The organism is Nonomuraea sp. NPDC049486 (assembly GCF_040676925.1).
In the GTDB taxonomy this organism is placed as follows: domain Bacteria; phylum Actinomycetota; class Actinomycetes; order Streptosporangiales; family Streptosporangiaceae; genus Nonomuraea; species Nonomuraea ferruginea.
On sequence record NZ_JBFAPV010000006.1, the window covers coordinates 89,182 to 106,476 of the forward strand.

Below are 17,295 nucleotides of genomic sequence, written 5' to 3' on the forward strand. Positions count from 1 at the left end.
ATCGCGCGTCCCGCGCCGCCTGCGGCCGGCGCCCTCAGGTGCGCCTTCCCCCAAGCTCCGCCCCGATGGCGGGCGCACTGCAATGTGTACGGCAATGTCGCCGTACGTCCTGGCTCGTCCTTTCGCAGAAGTGACGTGCCACTTCGACTGAAAGGCACGAATTTCGTGACCATGCTTGACGCTGTCCTGCCCGAGACGACCCCCGAGCAGGGCCCGTCCGAGTTCGAGCTGCTCGGCCTGCCCAAGCCGCTCGTGAACGGCCTGGCCAGGCAGGGCATCGGCTCCCCGTTCCCCATCCAGAGCGCGGCCATCCCGGACGTGCTCGCCGGCGCCGACGTGCTCGGCCGTGGCCAGACCGGCTCCGGCAAGACCCTCGCCTTCGGCCTCCCCATGATGGCCCGCATCTCCGGCGTCAAGCCGGCCCCCGGACGCCCCCGCGCGATGGTCCTCGTCCCCACCCGTGAGCTCGCCCTCCAGGTGCACGACGCCCTCGAACCCCTCGGCCGCGGCCTCGGCCTGCGCATGAAGGTCGTCGTCGGCGGCATGTCCATGGGCAAGCAGATCGAGGCGCTGCGCCGCGGCGTCGACGTCGTCATCGCCACCCCCGGCCGGCTCGGCGACCTGATCCGGCAGGGCGAGTGCTCGCTGGAGGACATCGAGATCAGCGTCCTTGACGAGGCCGACCACATGTGCGACCTCGGCTTCTTCCCGGTGGTGACGGAGCTGCTCGCGCAGACCCCGCCCGGCGGGCAGCGGCTGCTGTTCTCCGCCACCCTCGACGGCGACGTCGACAAGCTCGTCCAGCGCTTCCTCAAGGACCCCATCAGCCACTCCGTCGCACCGGCCACCTCGCCCGTCGACACGATGGAGCACCACGTGCTGCAGGTGACCCGCGACGACAAGTTCGACATCACCGCCGAGATCGCCAACCGTGAGGGCCGCACGATCATCTTCGTGCGCACCCAGCACGGCGTCGACCGCCTCTGCAAGCAGCTGGCCAGGGTCGGCGTCAAGGCTGGCGGCCTGCACGGCGGCAAGCGCCAGAACCAGCGCACCCGCATCCTGGCCGAGTTCCGCGAGGGCTCCGTCAACGTGCTCGTCTGCACCGACGTCGCCGCCCGCGGCATCCACGTCGACAACATCAGCCTGGTGCTGCACGTCGACCCGCCCCAGGACAGCAAGAGCTACCTGCACCGGGGCGGCCGCACGGCCCGCGCCGGCGAGAAAGGCACCGTCGTCACGCTGGTGCTGCCGAACGAGCGCCGCTCCACCGAGTCGCTGACCCGGCGGGCCGGCATCCACCCGTTCCGCCTCAAGGCGACCCCCGGCCACCCCCGGGTGGCGGAGGTCACCGGCGCTCGCATGCCGAGCGGCGAGTCGATCCCCGTGTGGGAGCCGGACGTCCGCAAGCCCCTGCGCCCGCGCCGCGACAACCACAACGGCCGCTCCCGCCGTCCCCGTCGCGACTTCGACGGCGAGCGTCGTCCCCGGCGTCACGAGGACGGTTTCTCCGGCCCTCGCCGTCACGAGGACGGCTTCTCGGGTCAGCGCCGCCACGAGGGCGAGCGGCCGTTCGGCGGCCCGCGCCGCCACGACGGCGGAGACGCGCAGCCGCGCAGCTTCGGTGAGGACCGCCGCGACCGCCCCTTCCGCGAGGGCGACCGTCCCCGTGGCGGTGGCTACCGTGACGACCGTCCCAGCGGTGGTTACCGCGACGACCGTCCCGCCCGCGACGGTGACCGTCCACGTGGCGGCGGTTACCGTGACGACCGCGGGACGCGAGGCGGCGGGTTCCGTCCCGACGACCGCGGCAACCGCTACTCCGCCGACCGCGGCCGCCCCTCCACGGGTGACCGCGACCGCGGCGGGTACCGCTCCGACGACCGTCCCCGCGACGGCTACCGTCCCGGCAACTTCCGCTCGGACGACCGCGGCACCAGGGGCGGCGGCTACCGCCGCGGCAGCTCCGGCCGCAGCTTCGACCGCTGACCCACACCGCCCGTGACGGGTTCCGTCCATCCGACGGGGCACGCAAGGCCAGGCCATACGAACACCCCTGTTCCGTTCACCCGAACGGTGCGGGGGTGTTCGCGTGTGCGAGGGTGTTACGGCGGATCGTGGGTGATGATTGCACTCCATCCGGCAGGGCACGCAAGGCCGGCAGGCCATACGAACACCCCCGCTCCGTTCAGCCGAACGGCGCGGGGGTGTTCGTGTGTGCGGAGGTGTTGGTCAGTGGTGTGTACGGCGGGTCCTGGGGTGATGTGTTCGGCGAGGCGCGCACGACCGCAAGTCATGCGAGCGCCCCCGTTTCCGTTCAGTCGAACGGTGCGGGGGTGTTCGTGGGTGTGGGTCAGTGGCGTGTACGGCGAGGCTTGCACGACGGGGGCCTGCAGGAGCGGCATCCGAGTTCCCGCTCCGTTCGTCCGAAGGGGGTGCTCGCAGGTGCGGACGGTGGTCATGCCGGTCCGGCGTCGGCGGTGCGGGGGTGGGGGAGGCGAGACGGCGGGCCGTGAGGGCGATCGCGGGCTGGGGCGCCGGTGTGGGTGCGGAGCGGGTGCCGCTTGTTCGCGGGTACTGGTCGGAGGGGGCGCGGGGCGGCTGGTCGGCTGGGCAGGGGTGTTATGGCCTGGGTAGGAGGCGGTGGGGCGTGTTGATCGCGCTCGCGCGCTGCGGACCGGGTGTTGTGGCTGGGGTGTGGGGTGGTGGGTTGTGTTGATCGCGCTCGCGCGCTGCGGACCGGGTGTTGTGGCTGGGGTGTGGGGCGGTGGGGGGTGTTGTTCGCGCTCGCGCGCTGCGGACCGGGTGTCATGGCCGGGGGGTGGGGCGGCGGGCTTGGTTGGCTTCGCGGACGATGGCCCAGGCGTCCGCGACCGGGCCTAGGTGGCGGAGCTTGTCGGGGTTGATCACTGCGCGGATCGTCTGGACGCGGCCGGAGAGGATGTCGAGGGTCAGGGTGTTGACGATCCTGCCGTCCCGGTCGCGGAAGATCGCGCCCGGCTGGCCGTTGACCTCGTGCGGCTGCACCACGCCGCCGATGCGGACGAACGGCCCGGCGATCCCGGCCAGGACCCTGGCCACCTTGCCGGCGCCGAAGACGCCCGTGCCCCACAGCGGGGCGTTGCCGCCGCTGTCGCCGACCATCCGCACGTCGGCGGCGAGCAGGTCGCGCAGCCCGTCGACGTCCCCGTCACGGAAGGCGTCGAAGAACCGTCCGGCGAGCTCGTCCCGCTCGCGGCGGTCGGTCTCGAACCGGGCGCGTCCCGCCTCCATGTGACGGCGCGCCCGCACGGCGAGCTGACGGCACGCCGCCTCCGAGCGCCCCACCGCCGCGGCGACCTCGCCGAAGCCGAACCCGAACACCTCCCGCAGCACGAAGACCGCCCGCTCCAGCGGGCTGAGCCGCTCCAGCAGCAGCAGGGCCGCCATCGACAGCGAGTCGGCCAGCTCCGCCGACCGCTCCGGATCCTCGTAGGGGTCGGCCAGCAGCGGCTCGGGGAACCACCGGCCGGTGTACTGCTCCCGCCGGACGCGGGCCGAGCGCAGCACGTCGATCGCGATCCTGGACACCGTGGCCGCCAGGAACGCCTTGGCCGACGCCGGACGCCCGGGGTAGGCGTCGTAGCGCAGCCAGGCCTCCTGGACCGCGTCCTCGGCCTCGCCCACGCTGCCCAGGATCCGGTAGGCGATCGAGAACAGCAGCGGCCGCAGCTCCTGGAACTCCTCCGCCCTGGTCACGCCAGCTCCTCCTTGAAGCCCTGACGCCAGGAGGGGTGGCGCAGCCGCCAGCCGAGCTCCCGCTTGGCCTTGGCGTTGGAGAAGCCGCGCCCCTCGGTCATCATCGCCACCGCGGTCCTCCCGGCCAGCGGCCTGGCCAGCCAGACCGGGATCCGCATCGGCGGCCTGGCCCCCGCGCACGCGGCCAGGTGGGGCAGCCACTCGCGCGCCGGGGCCGGCTCGTCGTCGACGATGTTGAACACGCCCCTCGCCCGCTGTTCCACGGCCAGGACGGTGGCCTCGGCCGCGTCGTCGAGATGCACCCACGAACTGTAGCCGCCGCCGTCGCCGATGACCGGATACTGCCGCTTGCGCACCAGCTCGACCTGGGCGTCGGTGGCCCCGGGCCCGTAGAAGGCGCCGTAGCGCAGGACCGCGCCCCCGGCCGCGGCGACCACCTGTTCGAGGTGGCGGATCGCCGCCGCCCCCTGGCCCGTGCTCGTCGGGTCCAGCGGATCCTCTTCCGTCTTCACCCATCCGCCCGTACGGATGCCGTTCCACGAGGCGTAGCTCTGCGCGACGACATGGGAGACGCCGGTCGCCTCGGCGGCGGCCAGCAGGTGGTCCGTCCCCTCGGTGCGCAGCCGGTTGGTGGTGGCGAACCAGCGGTCGAAGTGCTTGATGTCGGGCTTGCCGCCGATGGCGGTCATCTGGTGCACGATCACGTCCGGCCGGGCCCTGGCCACCGCCTCGCCGACCGCTTCCGCGTCCAGCCCGTCCATTACGACCGCCTCGGCGCCGAGGCGCTCCAGGAGGCCCAGCTTGCCCGCGCCCGTCGTCGTCGCCGTCACCTGGTGGCCGCGCGCCACGAGCCGCCGCACCAGCCGCCGTCCCAGCACCCCGGCCCCGCCGGCCACGAACACCCGCATGACCATCACCTTTCCCACGTCACTGGCTGTTTCCGCCACCCGGGACGAGACAGCACAGCCGTCTGTGACATCGGCCGTCCATGTCACAGCGCGGCCGGCCTGTCTCGTCCCGGGGCGGACAGACTCACTGAGACAGGAGCTTGGCCATGGACGAGTGGAACACACACCGGAAGATCGCCCTGATCACCGGGGCGAACAAGGGGATCGGCCGGGCGACCGCGGAGCGACTCGCCGAACTGGGCGTGACGGTCCTGATCGGCGCCAGGAACGCGCGGCGCGGCGAGGAGGCCGCGGCGGCGGTGCGCGCGGGAGGCGGCGACGCGCACGCCGTCACCCTCGACGTCACCGACCTCGCCACCGTCGAGGCGGCCGCCGGATGGGTCGAGGAGCGGTTCGGCCGCCTCGACGTGCTGGTCAACAATGCCGCCATCACCGGCTCCGACCAGGTCCCGCCCGAGGACGCCGTCGACCAGATCCCCAGCGGCGTCGACCTGGACATGGTCCGGTCGGTGTTCGAGACCAACGTCTTCGGGGTGATCGCGGTCACCAACGCCATGCTGCCGCTGCTGCGGCGGTCGCCGGCGCCGCGGATCGTCAACCTCAGCAGCGGCGGCGGGTCGCTGGCCCTCAACAGCGAGCCGGGCGGCCCGCTGAGCGGGCTGCCGCAGTCGGCCGCGTACTCGCCCTCCAAGACCGCGCTGAACGCGCTGACCGTGCAGTACGCCAACGAGCTGCGGAAGGACGGCATCCTGGTCAACGCCGCGGCCCCCGGCTACGTCGCCACGGACATCAACGACCACCGCGGGTTCCTCACCCCCGCGCAGGGCGCGACGGTCGTGGTACGACTGGCGACGCTGGACGCGGACGGGCCGACCGGTGGGTTCTTCAGCGAGGACGGCCCCGTGCCCTGGTGACTGCCGGTTGAACGGACCACCCCACCCGAGAGGCCGGGCGCGACGCGCCAGGGAACGCGCCCGGCCGCGGGTGAGTCCGGTGCCTGGCGCAGACTAGGCTTGAGTAGCATTCCTGCCGAACGACGAGAGAGATCATGAAGACCTTCGAAGAGCTGTTCGCCGAGCTGTCCGAGAAGGCGCAGACCCGGCCCGCGGGCTCGGGCACCGTGGCCGCGCTCGACGCCGGCGTCCATGCCATCGGCAAGAAGGTCGTCGAGGAGGCCGCCGAGAGCTGGATGGCCGCCGAGCACGAGTCGAACGACCGGGCCGCCGAGGAGATCTCGCAGCTCCTCTACCACGTGCAGGTGCTGATGATCGCGAAGGGCATCGGGCTCGACGAGGTGTACAAGCATCTCTAGGGCGCCCCGCGCCCGCCTCCGCCCGTCCCGCACGTTTCGCGACCCATCCGAGGACCACTGACATGCTACGTCTGGCCGTACCCAACAAGGGCGCTCTCAGCGAGGCCGCCCAGACCATGCTCAAGGAGGCCGGCTACCGGCCCCGCAGAGACAGCAAGGAGCTGTTCGTCGTCGACGAGGCGAACGGCTGCGAGCTGTTCTTCCTGCGCCCCCGCGACATCGCCGTCTACGTCGGCGAGGGCACGCTCGACGCCGGCATCACCGGCAGGGACATGCTCATCGACTCCGGCGCGCCCGTCGAGGAGATCATGCCGCTCGGCTTCGGCGCCTCCACCTTCCGGCTGGCCGCCAAGGCCGGCACCCTGACCAGCGTGCACGACCTGCAAGGGCTGCGGGTGGCCACCTCCTACACCGGGCTGCTCGAGAAGTACCTGTCCGACCAGGGCGTCGACGCCCGCGTGATCAAGCTCGACGGCGCCGTCGAGACCGCCATAAGGCTGGGCGTCGCCGACGCGGTGGCCGACGTGGTCGAGACCGGCACCACCCTGCGCAACGTCGGGCTGGAGGTGTTCGGCGAGCCGATCATGCGCTCCGAAGGCGTGCTGATCAAGCGGAACGGCACCCCCGACTCGCCCGCCATGCAGCAGATCGTCCGCCGCATCCAGGGCGTGGTGCACGCCCGCGACTTCGTCATGATGGACTACGACATCCGCGCCGAGCGGATCGAGGAGGCCATCGCGCTCACGCCCGGCATGGAGGGGCCGACGGTCTCGCCGCTGCACCGCGAGGGCTGGGTGGCCGTCCGCGCGATGGTCCGCCGCCAGGGCCACCAGCAGGTCATGGACAAACTGTGGGACCTCGGCGCCCGCGCCATCCTCGTCACCGACATCTACGCCTGCCGCCTCTAGTAGCGCAACCCGTAGTCGAAGCGGCGGGCCGGCGAAACGCGTGCCCGAGGCGGGAACCCTCACGGGAGGACGTCAGGCGAGTCCTTTCACCGCTTCGACGGCGTGGTCGACCTGCTCGGGCGTGGTGACGATGCTGGTGCCGAAACGCAGCAGCGACGGCACGTACGGGGTGGTGGAGGCGATGACCTTGCGCCCGTGCAGGCGGGACACCGCCTGGGCCGCGTCCATGCCGTCGATCGAGCAGCACACGAGCCCCGCCGAGAGGCCGGGGGAGTCGGGGGTGGCCAGCCGGACGTGCGGGAGCGCGCTCAGGCCGGCCTTGAGCCGGGTGGCCAGCTCCTGGGTGCGCCGCTGGATGCGATCCTTGCCGATCGCCTTCTGGAAGTTGAACGCCTGCGTCATCGCCCACCGGTGCTCGAACGCCTTGTAGCCGCCCGGCGTGGCCAGGTCGGCCGTGGTCTCGGCCGGCCCCTCGCCGCGCTGCCAGGCCACGAACGAGGACCGCCCGAAGCCGGGGATGACCGGGGCGAGCGCGTCCCAGGCCCGGCCCCACAGGATGCCGGTGCCGCGCGGCCCGAACAGCCACTTGTGCGTGCCGCTGGCCATGAAGTCGCAGCCCAGGTCGCCCATCTCGTCGGCCATCGCGCCGAACCCGTGCACGCCGTCGACGCACAGCAGCGCCCTGTCGGCCTCGTCGCGGCCCCGGTTGGCCTCGGCCAGCATGTCGGCGATGGCCCGGATCGGCAGCCGCACCCCCGTGCTGGAGTGCACCCACGTCACCGCCACCACGCGGGTGCGCGGCCCCAGGCCGTCCTTGATCGCCTCGACGATCCGGGCCTCCGACGCCTGGGCGGGGTCGTCGTACAGCCTGACCCTGCGCACCTTCGCGCCGGTGCGGTCGGCGAGCAGCCGCACCCCCTCGTGGGTGGCCAGGAAGTCGTGCTCGGTGGTGAGCACGTCCTGGCCGTCCTTGAGACGCATGCCGGAGTAGAGCAGGCCCAGGCCCATCGTGGTGCTGTCGGTGAGCGCGAGCTGCCGGGCGTCGGCGCCGACGAAGCGCGCGGCCGTCTCCCGTACGGTGGCGTCAGGAGAGGCGTTGCCGGCGGGCAGGTAGTGCGGGTCGGCGTCCAGGCCCGCGCGGTGCCGCTCGATCGCCGCCCGCACCGGGGCCGGCGCGGGGGCCAGCACGAACGCCGCGAACTGCCCGTACGCCGGATCGAGCGTGAACTGCGCGCGCACCGACTCCCAGTCGTCCGCGTCGAAGGCCGGAGACGGCTCGGGGGCGGGGGAGGAGGTGCAGGCCGCCATCCCGGCGAGCATCCCCGCGCCGAGCACCGCCCGTCTGTTCAGCTGCCGCGTCACGCTCCCTTCCTATCCCGGGACGCGCCGATCTGCCCAGAGCGCCGGGCGAGTCGTTACCTGCCTGATCAGGTCCGAGATCCGGACGATGCCCAGGCAGCGGTTGACCTCGTCGGTGACCACCAGGTCGTCGTAGACGCGGCCGGTGTCCCGGCCGGCCGCCTGCATCGCCGCCACCGCCGGAGTGGTCCGCGGCACCGTGCGGGGCGGATCGGCCAGCCGCCGCGCCGGTTTCGACCCGTACAGCGCGTGCCCGTACCGGGAGGCGATCGAGAGCAGGAACCGGCCGCGGTCCAGGCTGCCCAGCGGACGCTGGTACTCGTCCACCAGGACCACGCTGGTGATCGTCGGCTCGCGCCCGAACGCCTCCACCGCCTGCTCCGCCTTCGCCGCCTCGGGCAGCGTCACCGCCGGCAGCAGCAGCTCCTGCACGCGGGGGCCGAGCGTCGCCTCCGGCTGGTCGTCGGCCGTGCCCAGCGGCACCCGTACCAGCCCGTCGGGGCCGGGCGACAGCAGCGGCCCGGTCGCCATCCGCGCGCCCCACGAGCGCGCCGCGGCCAGCTGCGCCTCGTCCTCGATCGCGGGCGCCAGCACGTGCGCGCCCACGCCGCGCGCCAGCGTCACCACCGCGCGCGCCGCCGCCACCGCCCGGTGGTCGCGGGGCGCCCGCGCGATCAGCTCCGGCGCGATCCCCACCAGGTACGGGGACGCGTCCGCGATCAAATCGAGCGGCACGTGCTCGGTCCCGGCGCCGCCGAATCCGAGCAGGTAGCCGTGGGCCCGCAGCCCGTCGAGCGCCACCCTGAGCAGCCTTCGCTCCTGCGGCGCGCACGGGCCGCTCAGCAGCAGGATCAGCTCGCGCGGATGCCGGCCGGCGCGGCGCAGCGCCTCGTGCAGCGGGGCCATCGCCCCCGCGCCCGACAGCACCACCTGGACCGGGACGTCCAGGACCATCGGCAGCGGGGCGGCCCGCAGATTCCCCGACGGGTCGAGCATCGCCGGCCGGGCGATCACCGAACCCGTGTCGAGATCCACAAGAGGGCCTGTGAGCAGGGAGGACACGTAGCGATGATGGGCTGGTCCGGGACCCCGCGACAGTCTCCCGCGGTGGAATTCACCGACATTTCCCCGGAGATTCCCCGGCCGGTGAACGCGCGCCGCCGGTCGGTTAGCCTTCCGGCATGAACGCGCGACCGGCGAAGGGCGGCGGCCGGTGGGTCTCCGTGCCGCCTGAGCGGCTGAATCCGTGGATCGACGGGTTCGCCGCCCGCCACGGGCCCTTCGAGGCCGCCGGCGACGACCGCCTGGTGCGGCTGACGGCGCGCGACGGGGCGGTGGCCGAGCTGCACGTGCCCTTCCCGCCGATGCGTCCGGGCCCGCCGCACGTCACCCGGCTCGTCGAGCACTCCCGCGCCGCCCGTCGGGTGGGGGTCGTGCTGGTGCGGCTCGGAGGATACGCGGCCGGGGTGTTCGACGGGACCGCGCTGGTCGCGTCCAAGGTCGGGTCGCGGCTGGTGCAGGGCCGCACGGCGGCGGGCGGCTGGTCGCAGCAGCGCTTCGCCCGCCGCAGGTCCAACCAGGCGGGCAAGGCCTTCGAGGCGGCCGCAGAGACGGCCCTGCGGGTTCTGACGCCGCACGAGCTGGACGCCGTCGTGCTGGGCGGCGACCGCAGAGCGGTGGACGCCCTGCGCGCCGACCCGCGCCTGGCGCCGCTGCTGGCCCTGGAGACAGAGCCGTTCCTGACGGTCCCCGACCCGAAGCTGGCGGTGCTCAAGGAGACCCCGGCCCAGTTCCGGGCCGTCCGCGTGCGCGTCACCGACCCCGCGTGACCGCGCCCGGTGGAGGAGGTCAGGCGCCGAAGGCGTGGGCGTGGTCGGCGAGGAAGGCCGTCAGGGGGCGCGGCGGGCGGCCGGTGAGGTCCTCGACCGCGGAGGTGACCGAGGCCCAGTCCTCCGTCTCCATCTCCCGCATCATCGTGGCCACCTCCGTGGCGGCGCCCTGCGGCACGCCCTGGGCGGCCAGGTGGGCGGCCATGGCGGGGACCGGGAGGTCGACGTAGGTCACCGGCCGGCCGATCGCCGCCGTGACCGCCGCGGCGATCTCGTCGTGGGTGTGCGCCTCGGGCCCGGTGAGCGTGTACGTGGCGCTCGGGCCCACCGGCGCGGTCAGCAGGGCGGCCGCCGCCGCGGCGATGTCCCGGGCGTCGATGTAGCTGACCTTGGCCGCGCCGTACGAGCCGTGGATGCGGCCGTCGCGCACCTCGCCCGGCAGGTTCTGCATGAACCCGCCGGGCCGCAGGATCGCGTGCGGCAGGCCGGACGCGCGCAGGTGCTCGTCGATGCGGCCGTGCGGGTCCTGACCGAGCCTGCCGCCCGGCCTGGCGTGGCGTACGGAGACCGTCACCACCTGCGCCACCCCGGCCTCCCGCGCCAGGTCGACGACCGCGCGGTGGGCGTCCACGACGCCGGGCCAGAGCGAGCTGTTGAGGAACAGCCGGTCGCCGGGTGACAGGTGCGCGCCGATCGACTCGGGCCGTTCCAGGTCGCCCGGCACGTACGGACCGCCGAGACCGGCGGGCTCGCGGGTGACGGCGGCGACCTCGCCGGGCGGGAGCAGGGCGACGAGCGCCCGGCCTATGGAGCCGGTGGCGCCGGTGACCACGATCATGGACTTCCCCTAAGTGGATGACATCATTCCGGTTAGGGGGACCGTACAGGAAGCGGAATCTCGTCGTCCACTTATTCGGGGCGGTACGATTTCCTCCGTGCGGGCGGACGCCAGGCGGAACCTGGGCAAGATCGTGGAGGCCGCGGCGGCCGTCATGGCCGAGCGGGGCCCCGCCGCGCCCATGGAGCTCATCGCCCGCCACGCGGGCGTCGGCGTCGGCACGCTCTACCGGCGCTTCCCTGATCGGGCCGCGCTGCTCGCCGCCATGGGGGAGCACTACGTGCACTCGCTGGGCGAGGCCCTCGACCGCGCCGTGGCCGAGGAGCGCGACGCCTGGAGCGCGCTGCGGGCGTTCGTGCTGTGGGCGGGCGACTCGGGGCGGGGCGTGCTCGCCGCCGTGCTGGCCGGGGTGCCCGAGGAGGCGACGGTCGGGCCGGGGTTCGAGGAGACCCGTCCGCGCTGGCTGGAACGTTTCACCGCGCTCGTCCGGCAGGCCCAGGCCGACGGCCGGATGCGCGCCGACGTGGGGGTGGACGACGTGGTGGCGCTGCTCAACCTGTTCGCCTGCCATCCCGGCTCGCTGCCCGCGCACGTCGCGGCCCGGCCCACCTGGTTCCTCGGGCTGATGCTGGACGGGATGGCGGCCGGGGCCGCGCGAGTCTGATCACGGGATCGCCACGTCTTTGAGACGATTCAAAAAAATCTTCAAGGCCGCTATGATGAACCCATTAACAGCGGCACGGCCTCGTGAGGATCAATGGGGACCAGGAGCATCAAGGAGGTCGCGCAGCTGGCGCGGGTCTCGGTCGGCACCGTGAGCAACGTGCTCAACCGCCCCGAGATCGTCTCGCCCGCCACGCGTGAGCGGGTCTTCGAGGCCATCCGCGAGCTGGGGTTCGTCCGCAACGAGGTGGCCCGTCACCTGCGGGTCGGGCGCAGCCGCACGGTGGGGCTGGTCGTCCTCGACGTCTCCAACCCGTTCTTCGCCGACGTCGCCCAGGGCGCCGAGGCGGTGGCCGACGAGCACGACACGATGATGATGCTCTGCAACAGCGCCGCCGACCCCGACCGCGAGCGCCGCCACCTCGACCAGCTGGAGCAGCAGCGGGTGCTGGGCGTCCTGATCACCCCGGTCGACGCCGCCAGCCCGCGCCTGGCCCAGCTCACCGCCAGGGGCACGCCCGTGGTGCTGGTCGACAGCGCCGCCACCGGCATGCAGTGCTCGGTCGCCGTCGACGACCGGCTCGGCGGCCAGGTGGCCGCCGCCCACCTGATCGAGCGCGGCCACCGGCGCATCGCGTTCGTCGGCGGGCCGCTGTCGATCAAACAGGTCGCCGACCGCCACGCCGGGGCCTCCGCCGCCGTGTCCGCCGCTGTGTCCGCGTCCGCCGGGGAAGGCGCCGAGCTCGTCGACTTCGAGACCACGGCGCTGGGCGTGGCCGCAGGGCGGGCCGCCGGGGAGCGCCTGGCCGCGCTGCCGGGGGCCGAGCGGCCGACCGCCGCCTTCTGCGCCAACGACCTGCTCGCCCTCGGGTTCCTGCAGGCCATGTCGTTGCGAGGGCTCAAGGTGCCCGACGACGTGGCGATCGTCGGCTACGACGACATCGACTTCGCCGCCGCCGCGGCGGTGCCGCTGTCGTCGGTGCGCCAGCCGCGTGAGCTGCTCGGCCGTACCGCCATCGAGCTGCTGCTGGAGGAGGTCTCCTCACCGGACGAGCACCGTCACAGGCAGGTGATCTTCCAGCCCGACCTGGTCGTCCGCGAGTCGAGCAAGGCGATCCGCAGAGACGCCTGAGCGGCGCTCCACCGTCCGGGAAGCGGACGCGTGCCTGGAGTGTGCGTCTGGGCAGGATGCGGCTGGAGAGCTGCCGTCCGACGGCCTGGTGTTCCGGTGCCTGGCCGGCGTGCGGATGGACGATCCGAGCCGGCGATCGGGAAAGATCGTTGCACAGCTGCAATCCGCGCGAGAGTCATGGCTTCCACCTGGTCGCGCAGGGGTGGACCCGCTGACGGCGGTGCTCGACGCGGTGGGCGTGCAGGCGGCGGGGTGACCTTCTCGGTCCTCGTTCCGCTGGACCGGCGGCGCGGACGGGTGGGGTTCAGGGAGGTGGCGGAATCCGGGGGTGGCGACGCATTGACTTTGAGTCGATTCAACACTACTTTCGCAGCAACCGACCGCCGTTCACCCCCGCGTAACGGGACGGGAACCAGCATGCAACGGCTCCCGTCCCCGGGTCCGCGCACACGCCACGAGAAGGTGCTGCCGGATGAGCCATCCCGCCATGTCAATCAGGTTGCAGGCCGCCTGTTCCGAGGTGGTCTGGGCGGCCCGGCTGAACGTGCTGTGGATCGTCTTCACGCTACTCGGCGGCGTCGTGCTCGGGCTCGGGCCCGCCACCGTGGCCGCGTACACGCTGGCCCGGAGGCACGCTCGTGGTGAATCGATTCATGCGCTGCCCGAGTTCTGGCGCGTCTACCGGCGCGAGTTCGTCCGCGCGTCCCTGCTCGTCCTGCCCCTGGCGGTGGTCGCCACCGTCCTCGTCGGCAACCTCCTCTACTTCGCCGCACTCGGGCCCGGCGCCAGGGCGTGGCAGGTGGCCACCCTCGTGGCCCTCGTGGCGCTCGCCTGCGTCGGGTCCTACCTGGGGCCGCTCTACGCGCACTACGACCTGCCGCTGCCGGCCTACCTGCCGAAGGCCTCACTGCTGGCGCTCACCCGGCCGGCCTCGTCCGTGCTCCTGCTGTTCGTGCTCGCCGCGATCGTCTTCGCGACGGTGGCGGCCCCCCTCCTCGCGCTCCTCCTCAGCGTCGGCGCGTGGATCTGCCTCAACACGTGGCTGTGCCTGCGGTTCTTCGAGGAGAACGAGGCGCGCCTGCACTCGAAAGGGAACCGATGACCGCATCCCGTCGTCGCCGGCTGGCCGCCGGTGCGTTAACGCTAACAGCAGCTCTCGTGGCGTCCGCCTGCTCCAGCGGCGCCGGTGAGGGGGCGGCGGAAAGCGACACGCTGACCATGATGGTCCCGCTGTTCCAGACCGCTCCCGACCCCAAGGGCGAGATCCAGCAGGCCGTCGAGAAGCTCGTGGGCAAGAAGCTGCAGATCACCTGGGTGCCCAACGCCGAGTACAACGACAAGACCAACGTCATGCTGGCCTCCAACGCCATCCCGGACGTGGTGGTCATCCAGGACAACAAGGGCGCGTCGTTCGTCCAGGCCGCGAAGGCGGGGGCGTTCTGGGACCTGACCGACAAGCTCGACAAGTACCCGAACCTCAAGCCGAAGTCGCAGCAGGCCTGGATCAACTCCAAGACCGACGGCCGCAACTACGGCATCTACCGGGTCCGCCCGCTGCTGCGCTCGGCGGTCGTGCTCCGCAAGGACTGGCTGGAGAAGCTGGACCTGGAGCCGCCCAAGACCACCGACGACCTGTACGAGATCGCCAAGGCGTTCACCGAGAAGGACCCCGACGGCAACGGCAAGAAGGACACCTACGGCCTCATCCTGCCGAAGTGGCCCGCCCCCGTGTTCTCCGCGTCCAGCCCGTACAACGCCATCGACGTCTGGTTCGGCACCCCGAACAACTACGGCATGCGCGACGGCAAGCTCGTCCCCGAGTTCGACGTGCCGGAGTTCTGGGAGGCGCAGAAGTACACCAAGAAGTTCATCGACGAGGGCCTGGTCAACCCCGACTGGGCCACCCTGGACACCGGCAAGTGGAACGACCCGTTCCTCCAGGGCAAGGGCGGCATCATCATCGACGTCAACGTCCGGGCCGGCGAGCTCTTCGACAAGTTCAAGGAGCTGGACCCCGAGACCTACGACCAGAAGGTCGCGATGGCGGGCAACCTGACCCGGCCGGACGGGCAGAAGTTCTCCCTGCCGTTCACCGGCTACAACGGCATCGTGGCGATCTCCAAGCAGCGCGTCCAGACCGAGGAACAGCTCGACGACGTGCTGACCACGCTGGACAAGCTGGCCGGCAAGGAAGGCTCGATCCTGCTGAACAACGGCATCGAGGGCCGCAACTTCAAGGTCGAGGACGGCTACGCCGTGAAGATCAACGAAGACGACCCGGCGGTCAAGGTCATCAACAACGACGTGCAGTTCGGCTTCATCCAGCTCGGCACGACCGCCAGCGTCGGCGTCGCCGGTGACGCGTACGAGTGGATGCGCCCCAGCCAGGCCGAGCAGGACTGGCTCAAGCAGCGCGACGAGCTCATGGAGCTGGACCTGCAGACCGCCGTGCACGACCCGTCGCTGCCGGTCATCTCGCAGACCGCGGTCGAGAAGGGCGCCACGCTCGGCCCGATCCCGACCGACGCCCGCATCAAGTATCTGGCGGGCGCGCTGACCGAGGACGAGTTCAAGGCCGAGATCAAGCGCTGGTACGACAGCGGCGGCACCCAGATCCTCGCCGAGCTCCAGGACGGGATCTCCAAGATAGGCGGCTGACCGGCTCGACCGAGAGGCCCGGGGGCCACCCGGGCCTCTCCTTTCGAAAGGAGGCCGCCGTGGCCACCGATCTGGCGTCGCCCGTCACCGAGGCGGCCCCCAAGAACAACCGGGACGGATCCGGCAGGGTGTCGGTCCGCGCGGCGCTGACGCGCTACCGCTGGCTGTACGTGATGCTCATCCCCGGCCTGGCCTACTTCGCGATCTTCAGATATCTGCCGTTGTACGGCCTGACCATCGCCTTCCAGGACTTCGTGCCGTTCCTTGGCTACTCCGGCAGCCCCTGGGTCGGCCTCAAGCACTTCGAGGCGCTGTTCACCGGGCCGGACTTCGCGCGCCTGCTCTTCAACACCCTGTTCCTCGCCCTGCTGACCGCGATCTTCGTCTTCCCGGCGCCGATCATCCTGGCGTTGCTGCTGAACGAGCTGCGGGTCAGCGTCTACAAGCGGTACGTGCAGTCGCTCATCTACATCCCGCACTTCCTGTCCTGGACGATCGTCTTCTCGCTGACGTACCTGCTGTTCGCGGTGGACTTCGGCGTGATCGCGGGCTGGATCCACAGTCTGACCGGCGGCGGCCCCAAGGTCGACTACATGGCCCAGCCGGAGTGGTTCAGGCCGCTGGTCATCCTGCAGCTGCTGTGGAAGACGTCAGGCTGGGGGACGATCATCTACCTGGCCGCGCTGGCCAGCGTGGACACCCAGCTGTACGAGGCGGCGCGGATGGACGGCGCCGGCCGCTTCCGGCAGTTCTGGCACGTCACGCTGCCGGCGATCCGGCCCACCATCGTGGTCATGGCGATCCTGACCTCCGGCAACCTCCTCGACCAGAGCTTCGAGCAGATCTGGCTGCTCACCAACTCGCTGAACCGCTCGACGGCGGAGGTGTTCGACACCTTCGTCTACTACGTCGGCATCGCCGGGGGCGGCTACAGCTACGCCACGGCGGTCGGCCTGTTCAAGGGCATCGCCGGCGTCATCCTGATCTTCGGCGCCAACTGGCTGGCCAAGCGCATGGGCCAGCGCGGACTTTTCTGAGGAGCGCGCGGCCGTGTCCGACAAGAAACCTGCCAACACGCCGATCAAGCACTACAGCTCGCTCGGCAGCCGCGTGTTCGACACGCTCAACGTCGTCGTGCTCGGCGCGGTGGCGCTGGTCACCGTGCTCCCGTTGTTCTACGTGCTCGCCGGGTCGTTCGCGACCGAGGCGGAGATCTCCACCCGGCCGTTCTTCCTGTGGCCGGAGAAGTTCGTCACGAGCACGTACGAGTACATCTTCGCCAACGACACCATGCTGCGGGCGCTGCTCACCACCATCGCGGTGACCGCCGTGGGGACGGTGCTGCAGGTCGCGCTGACCTTCACCATGGCCTACCCGCTGTCGAAGCGTTACCTGCCGGGCCGCACCCTGGTGCTCAACCTGGTCGTCTTCACGCTGGTCTTCGGCGGCGGGATCGTGCCGACCTACCTGGTGGTGCGCGACCTGGGGATGCTGGACAGCTACTGGGCGCTGATCCTGCCGCTGGCGATCAACCCCTTCTACCTGATCATCGTGAAGTCGTTCTTCCAGGAACTGCCGCAGGCCCTGGAGGAGGCGGCGCGGATCGACGGCTGCAACGAGCTCGGCGTCTTCTTCAAGATCGTCATGCCGCTGTCGAAGCCGATCATCGCCACGTTCTCGCTGTTCTACGCGGTGGGCATCTGGAACGACTACATGTCGCCGCTGCTCTACATCAACGACAACGACAAATGGACCCTGCAGGTGCTGGTCCGGCAGCTCACCAGCCCCGACGCGGCCAACGCCATCAGCGCGCTGGACACGGTGTTCTTCCCCGCGAGGGGCCTGATGTTCGCGGTCGTGGTGATCGCCACGCTGCCGATCCTGTTCTTCTACCCGTTCCTGCAGAAGCACTTCGCCAAGGGCGTGCTGATCGGGTCGGTGAAGGAGTGA

Annotated in this window: 16 protein-coding genes; 11 read left to right on the forward strand and 5 right to left on the reverse strand. The window is 71.6% G+C overall.

Annotation, left to right across the window (positions count from 1 at the left end; translation table 11 throughout):
* Positions 1 to 171: 171 nt before the first annotated feature.
* A complete protein-coding gene (locus AB0K05_RS19225; RefSeq protein ID WP_364230518.1) occupies positions 172 to 1,989 on the forward strand; it encodes a DEAD/DEAH box helicase in 1,818 nt (605 codons plus the stop codon).
* Positions 1,990 to 2,808: 819 nt separating this feature from the next.
* Here the strand turns inward: AB0K05_RS19225 and AB0K05_RS19230 are convergent.
* Positions 2,809 to 3,738 carry an RNA polymerase sigma-70 factor gene (locus AB0K05_RS19230; RefSeq protein WP_271275613.1) on the reverse strand — a complete coding sequence of 310 codons (930 nt, stop codon included), beginning with the start codon at positions 3,736 to 3,738 and terminating at the stop codon, positions 2,809 to 2,811.
* Positions 3,735 to 4,646 (reverse strand): NAD(P)-dependent oxidoreductase, encoded by a 912-nt coding sequence (locus AB0K05_RS19235; protein ID WP_364230521.1) that lies wholly within the window; start codon positions 4,644 to 4,646, stop codon positions 3,735 to 3,737. The genes AB0K05_RS19230 and AB0K05_RS19235 overlap by 4 nt, the downstream gene beginning before the upstream one ends.
* Positions 4,647 to 4,792: 146 nt before the next feature.
* On the opposite strand from AB0K05_RS19235, the gene AB0K05_RS19240 reads away from it, so the two are divergent.
* The 3 genes from AB0K05_RS19240 to hisG all read left to right on the forward strand — a co-directional run bounded on the left by AB0K05_RS19240 (position 4,793) and on the right by hisG (position 6,866).
* The gene (locus AB0K05_RS19240; RefSeq protein WP_271275615.1) at positions 4,793 to 5,560 is read left to right on the forward strand and encodes an SDR family oxidoreductase; all 768 of its coding nucleotides are present in this window, start codon (positions 4,793 to 4,795) and stop codon (positions 5,558 to 5,560) included.
* A 134-nt stretch (positions 5,561 to 5,694) separates the two neighbouring features.
* On the forward strand, positions 5,695 to 5,958 hold the full coding sequence (locus AB0K05_RS19245; protein WP_148031308.1) for a phosphoribosyl-ATP diphosphatase: 264 nt from the start codon (positions 5,695 to 5,697) through the stop codon (positions 5,956 to 5,958).
* A gap of 62 nt (positions 5,959 to 6,020) precedes the next feature.
* Positions 6,021 to 6,866: an ATP phosphoribosyltransferase gene (hisG, locus tag AB0K05_RS19250; RefSeq protein WP_148031309.1), complete on the forward strand. Its 846-nt coding sequence runs from the start codon at positions 6,021 to 6,023 to the stop codon at positions 6,864 to 6,866.
* Between the two features lie 72 nt (positions 6,867 to 6,938).
* Here hisG and AB0K05_RS19255 read toward each other — a convergent pair whose 3' ends face one another.
* Positions 6,939 to 8,228, reverse strand: a complete 1,290-nt coding sequence (locus AB0K05_RS19255; RefSeq protein WP_364230526.1) for an aminotransferase class V-fold PLP-dependent enzyme — start codon at positions 8,226 to 8,228, stop codon at positions 6,939 to 6,941.
* Between the two features lie 9 nt (positions 8,229 to 8,237).
* A complete protein-coding gene (locus tag AB0K05_RS19260) occupies positions 8,238 to 9,287 on the reverse strand; it encodes an EAL domain-containing protein (protein WP_364230529.1) in 1,050 nt (349 codons plus the stop codon).
* A 119-nt stretch (positions 9,288 to 9,406) separates the two neighbouring features.
* On the opposite strand from AB0K05_RS19260, the gene AB0K05_RS19265 reads away from it, so the two are divergent.
* Positions 9,407 to 10,054, forward strand: coding sequence for an acVLRF1 family peptidyl-tRNA hydrolase (locus AB0K05_RS19265; protein WP_364230532.1), 648 nt, complete (start codon positions 9,407 to 9,409; stop codon positions 10,052 to 10,054).
* 19 nt (positions 10,055 to 10,073) lie between these two features.
* On the opposite strand, the gene AB0K05_RS19270 is transcribed toward AB0K05_RS19265, so the two are convergent.
* Positions 10,074 to 10,892, reverse strand: coding sequence for an NAD(P)H-binding protein (locus AB0K05_RS19270; protein ID WP_364230535.1), 819 nt, complete (start codon positions 10,890 to 10,892; stop codon positions 10,074 to 10,076).
* A gap of 97 nt (positions 10,893 to 10,989) precedes the next feature.
* On the opposite strand from AB0K05_RS19270, the gene AB0K05_RS19275 reads away from it, so the two are divergent.
* The 6 genes from AB0K05_RS19275 to AB0K05_RS19300 all read left to right on the forward strand — a co-directional run bounded on the left by AB0K05_RS19275 (position 10,990) and on the right by AB0K05_RS19300 (position 17,295).
* Positions 10,990 to 11,556, forward strand: a complete 567-nt coding sequence (locus AB0K05_RS19275) for a TetR/AcrR family transcriptional regulator (protein WP_364230538.1) — start codon at positions 10,990 to 10,992, stop codon at positions 11,554 to 11,556.
* A 93-nt stretch (positions 11,557 to 11,649) separates the two neighbouring features.
* Positions 11,650 to 12,687: a LacI family DNA-binding transcriptional regulator gene (locus AB0K05_RS19280; RefSeq protein WP_364230541.1), complete on the forward strand. Its 1,038-nt coding sequence runs from the start codon at positions 11,650 to 11,652 to the stop codon at positions 12,685 to 12,687.
* A gap of 487 nt (positions 12,688 to 13,174) precedes the next feature.
* Positions 13,175 to 13,789, forward strand: coding sequence for a DUF624 domain-containing protein (locus tag AB0K05_RS19285; protein ID WP_271275620.1), 615 nt, complete (start codon positions 13,175 to 13,177; stop codon positions 13,787 to 13,789).
* 56 nt (positions 13,790 to 13,845) lie between these two features.
* A complete protein-coding gene (locus tag AB0K05_RS19290; RefSeq protein ID WP_364230545.1) occupies positions 13,846 to 15,345 on the forward strand; it encodes an extracellular solute-binding protein in 1,500 nt (499 codons plus the stop codon).
* Between the two features lie 59 nt (positions 15,346 to 15,404).
* Positions 15,405 to 16,382 (forward strand): ABC transporter permease subunit, encoded by a 978-nt coding sequence (locus AB0K05_RS19295; RefSeq protein WP_222708922.1) that lies wholly within the window; start codon positions 15,405 to 15,407, stop codon positions 16,380 to 16,382.
* A gap of 13 nt (positions 16,383 to 16,395) precedes the next feature.
* Entirely contained in the window at positions 16,396 to 17,295 is a 900-nt protein-coding gene (locus AB0K05_RS19300; RefSeq protein ID WP_222708923.1) for a carbohydrate ABC transporter permease, read from the forward strand.

Bases quoted from the DNA above. Each gene is read 5' to 3' on its own strand.
- AB0K05_RS19225 (WP_364230518.1), top strand. From the start codon at position 172: ATGCTTGACGCTGTCCTGCCCGAGACGACCCCCGAGCAGGGCCCGTCC.
- AB0K05_RS19235 (WP_364230521.1), bottom strand. From the start codon at position 4,646: ATGCGGGTGTTCGTGGCCGGCGGGGCCGGGGTGCTGGGACGGCGGCTG.
- AB0K05_RS19240 (WP_271275615.1), top strand. From the start codon at position 4,793: ATGGACGAGTGGAACACACACCGGAAGATCGCCCTGATCACCGGGGCG.
- AB0K05_RS19245 (WP_148031308.1), top strand. From the start codon at position 5,695: ATGAAGACCTTCGAAGAGCTGTTCGCCGAGCTGTCCGAGAAGGCGCAG.
- hisG (WP_148031309.1), top strand. From the start codon at position 6,021: ATGCTACGTCTGGCCGTACCCAACAAGGGCGCTCTCAGCGAGGCCGCC.
- AB0K05_RS19265 (WP_364230532.1), top strand. From the start codon at position 9,407: ATGAACGCGCGACCGGCGAAGGGCGGCGGCCGGTGGGTCTCCGTGCCG.
- AB0K05_RS19270 (WP_364230535.1), bottom strand. From the start codon at position 10,892: ATGATCGTGGTCACCGGCGCCACCGGCTCCATAGGCCGGGCGCTCGTC.
- AB0K05_RS19280 (WP_364230541.1), top strand. From the start codon at position 11,650: ATGGGGACCAGGAGCATCAAGGAGGTCGCGCAGCTGGCGCGGGTCTCG.
- AB0K05_RS19285 (WP_271275620.1), top strand. From the start codon at position 13,175: ATGTCAATCAGGTTGCAGGCCGCCTGTTCCGAGGTGGTCTGGGCGGCC.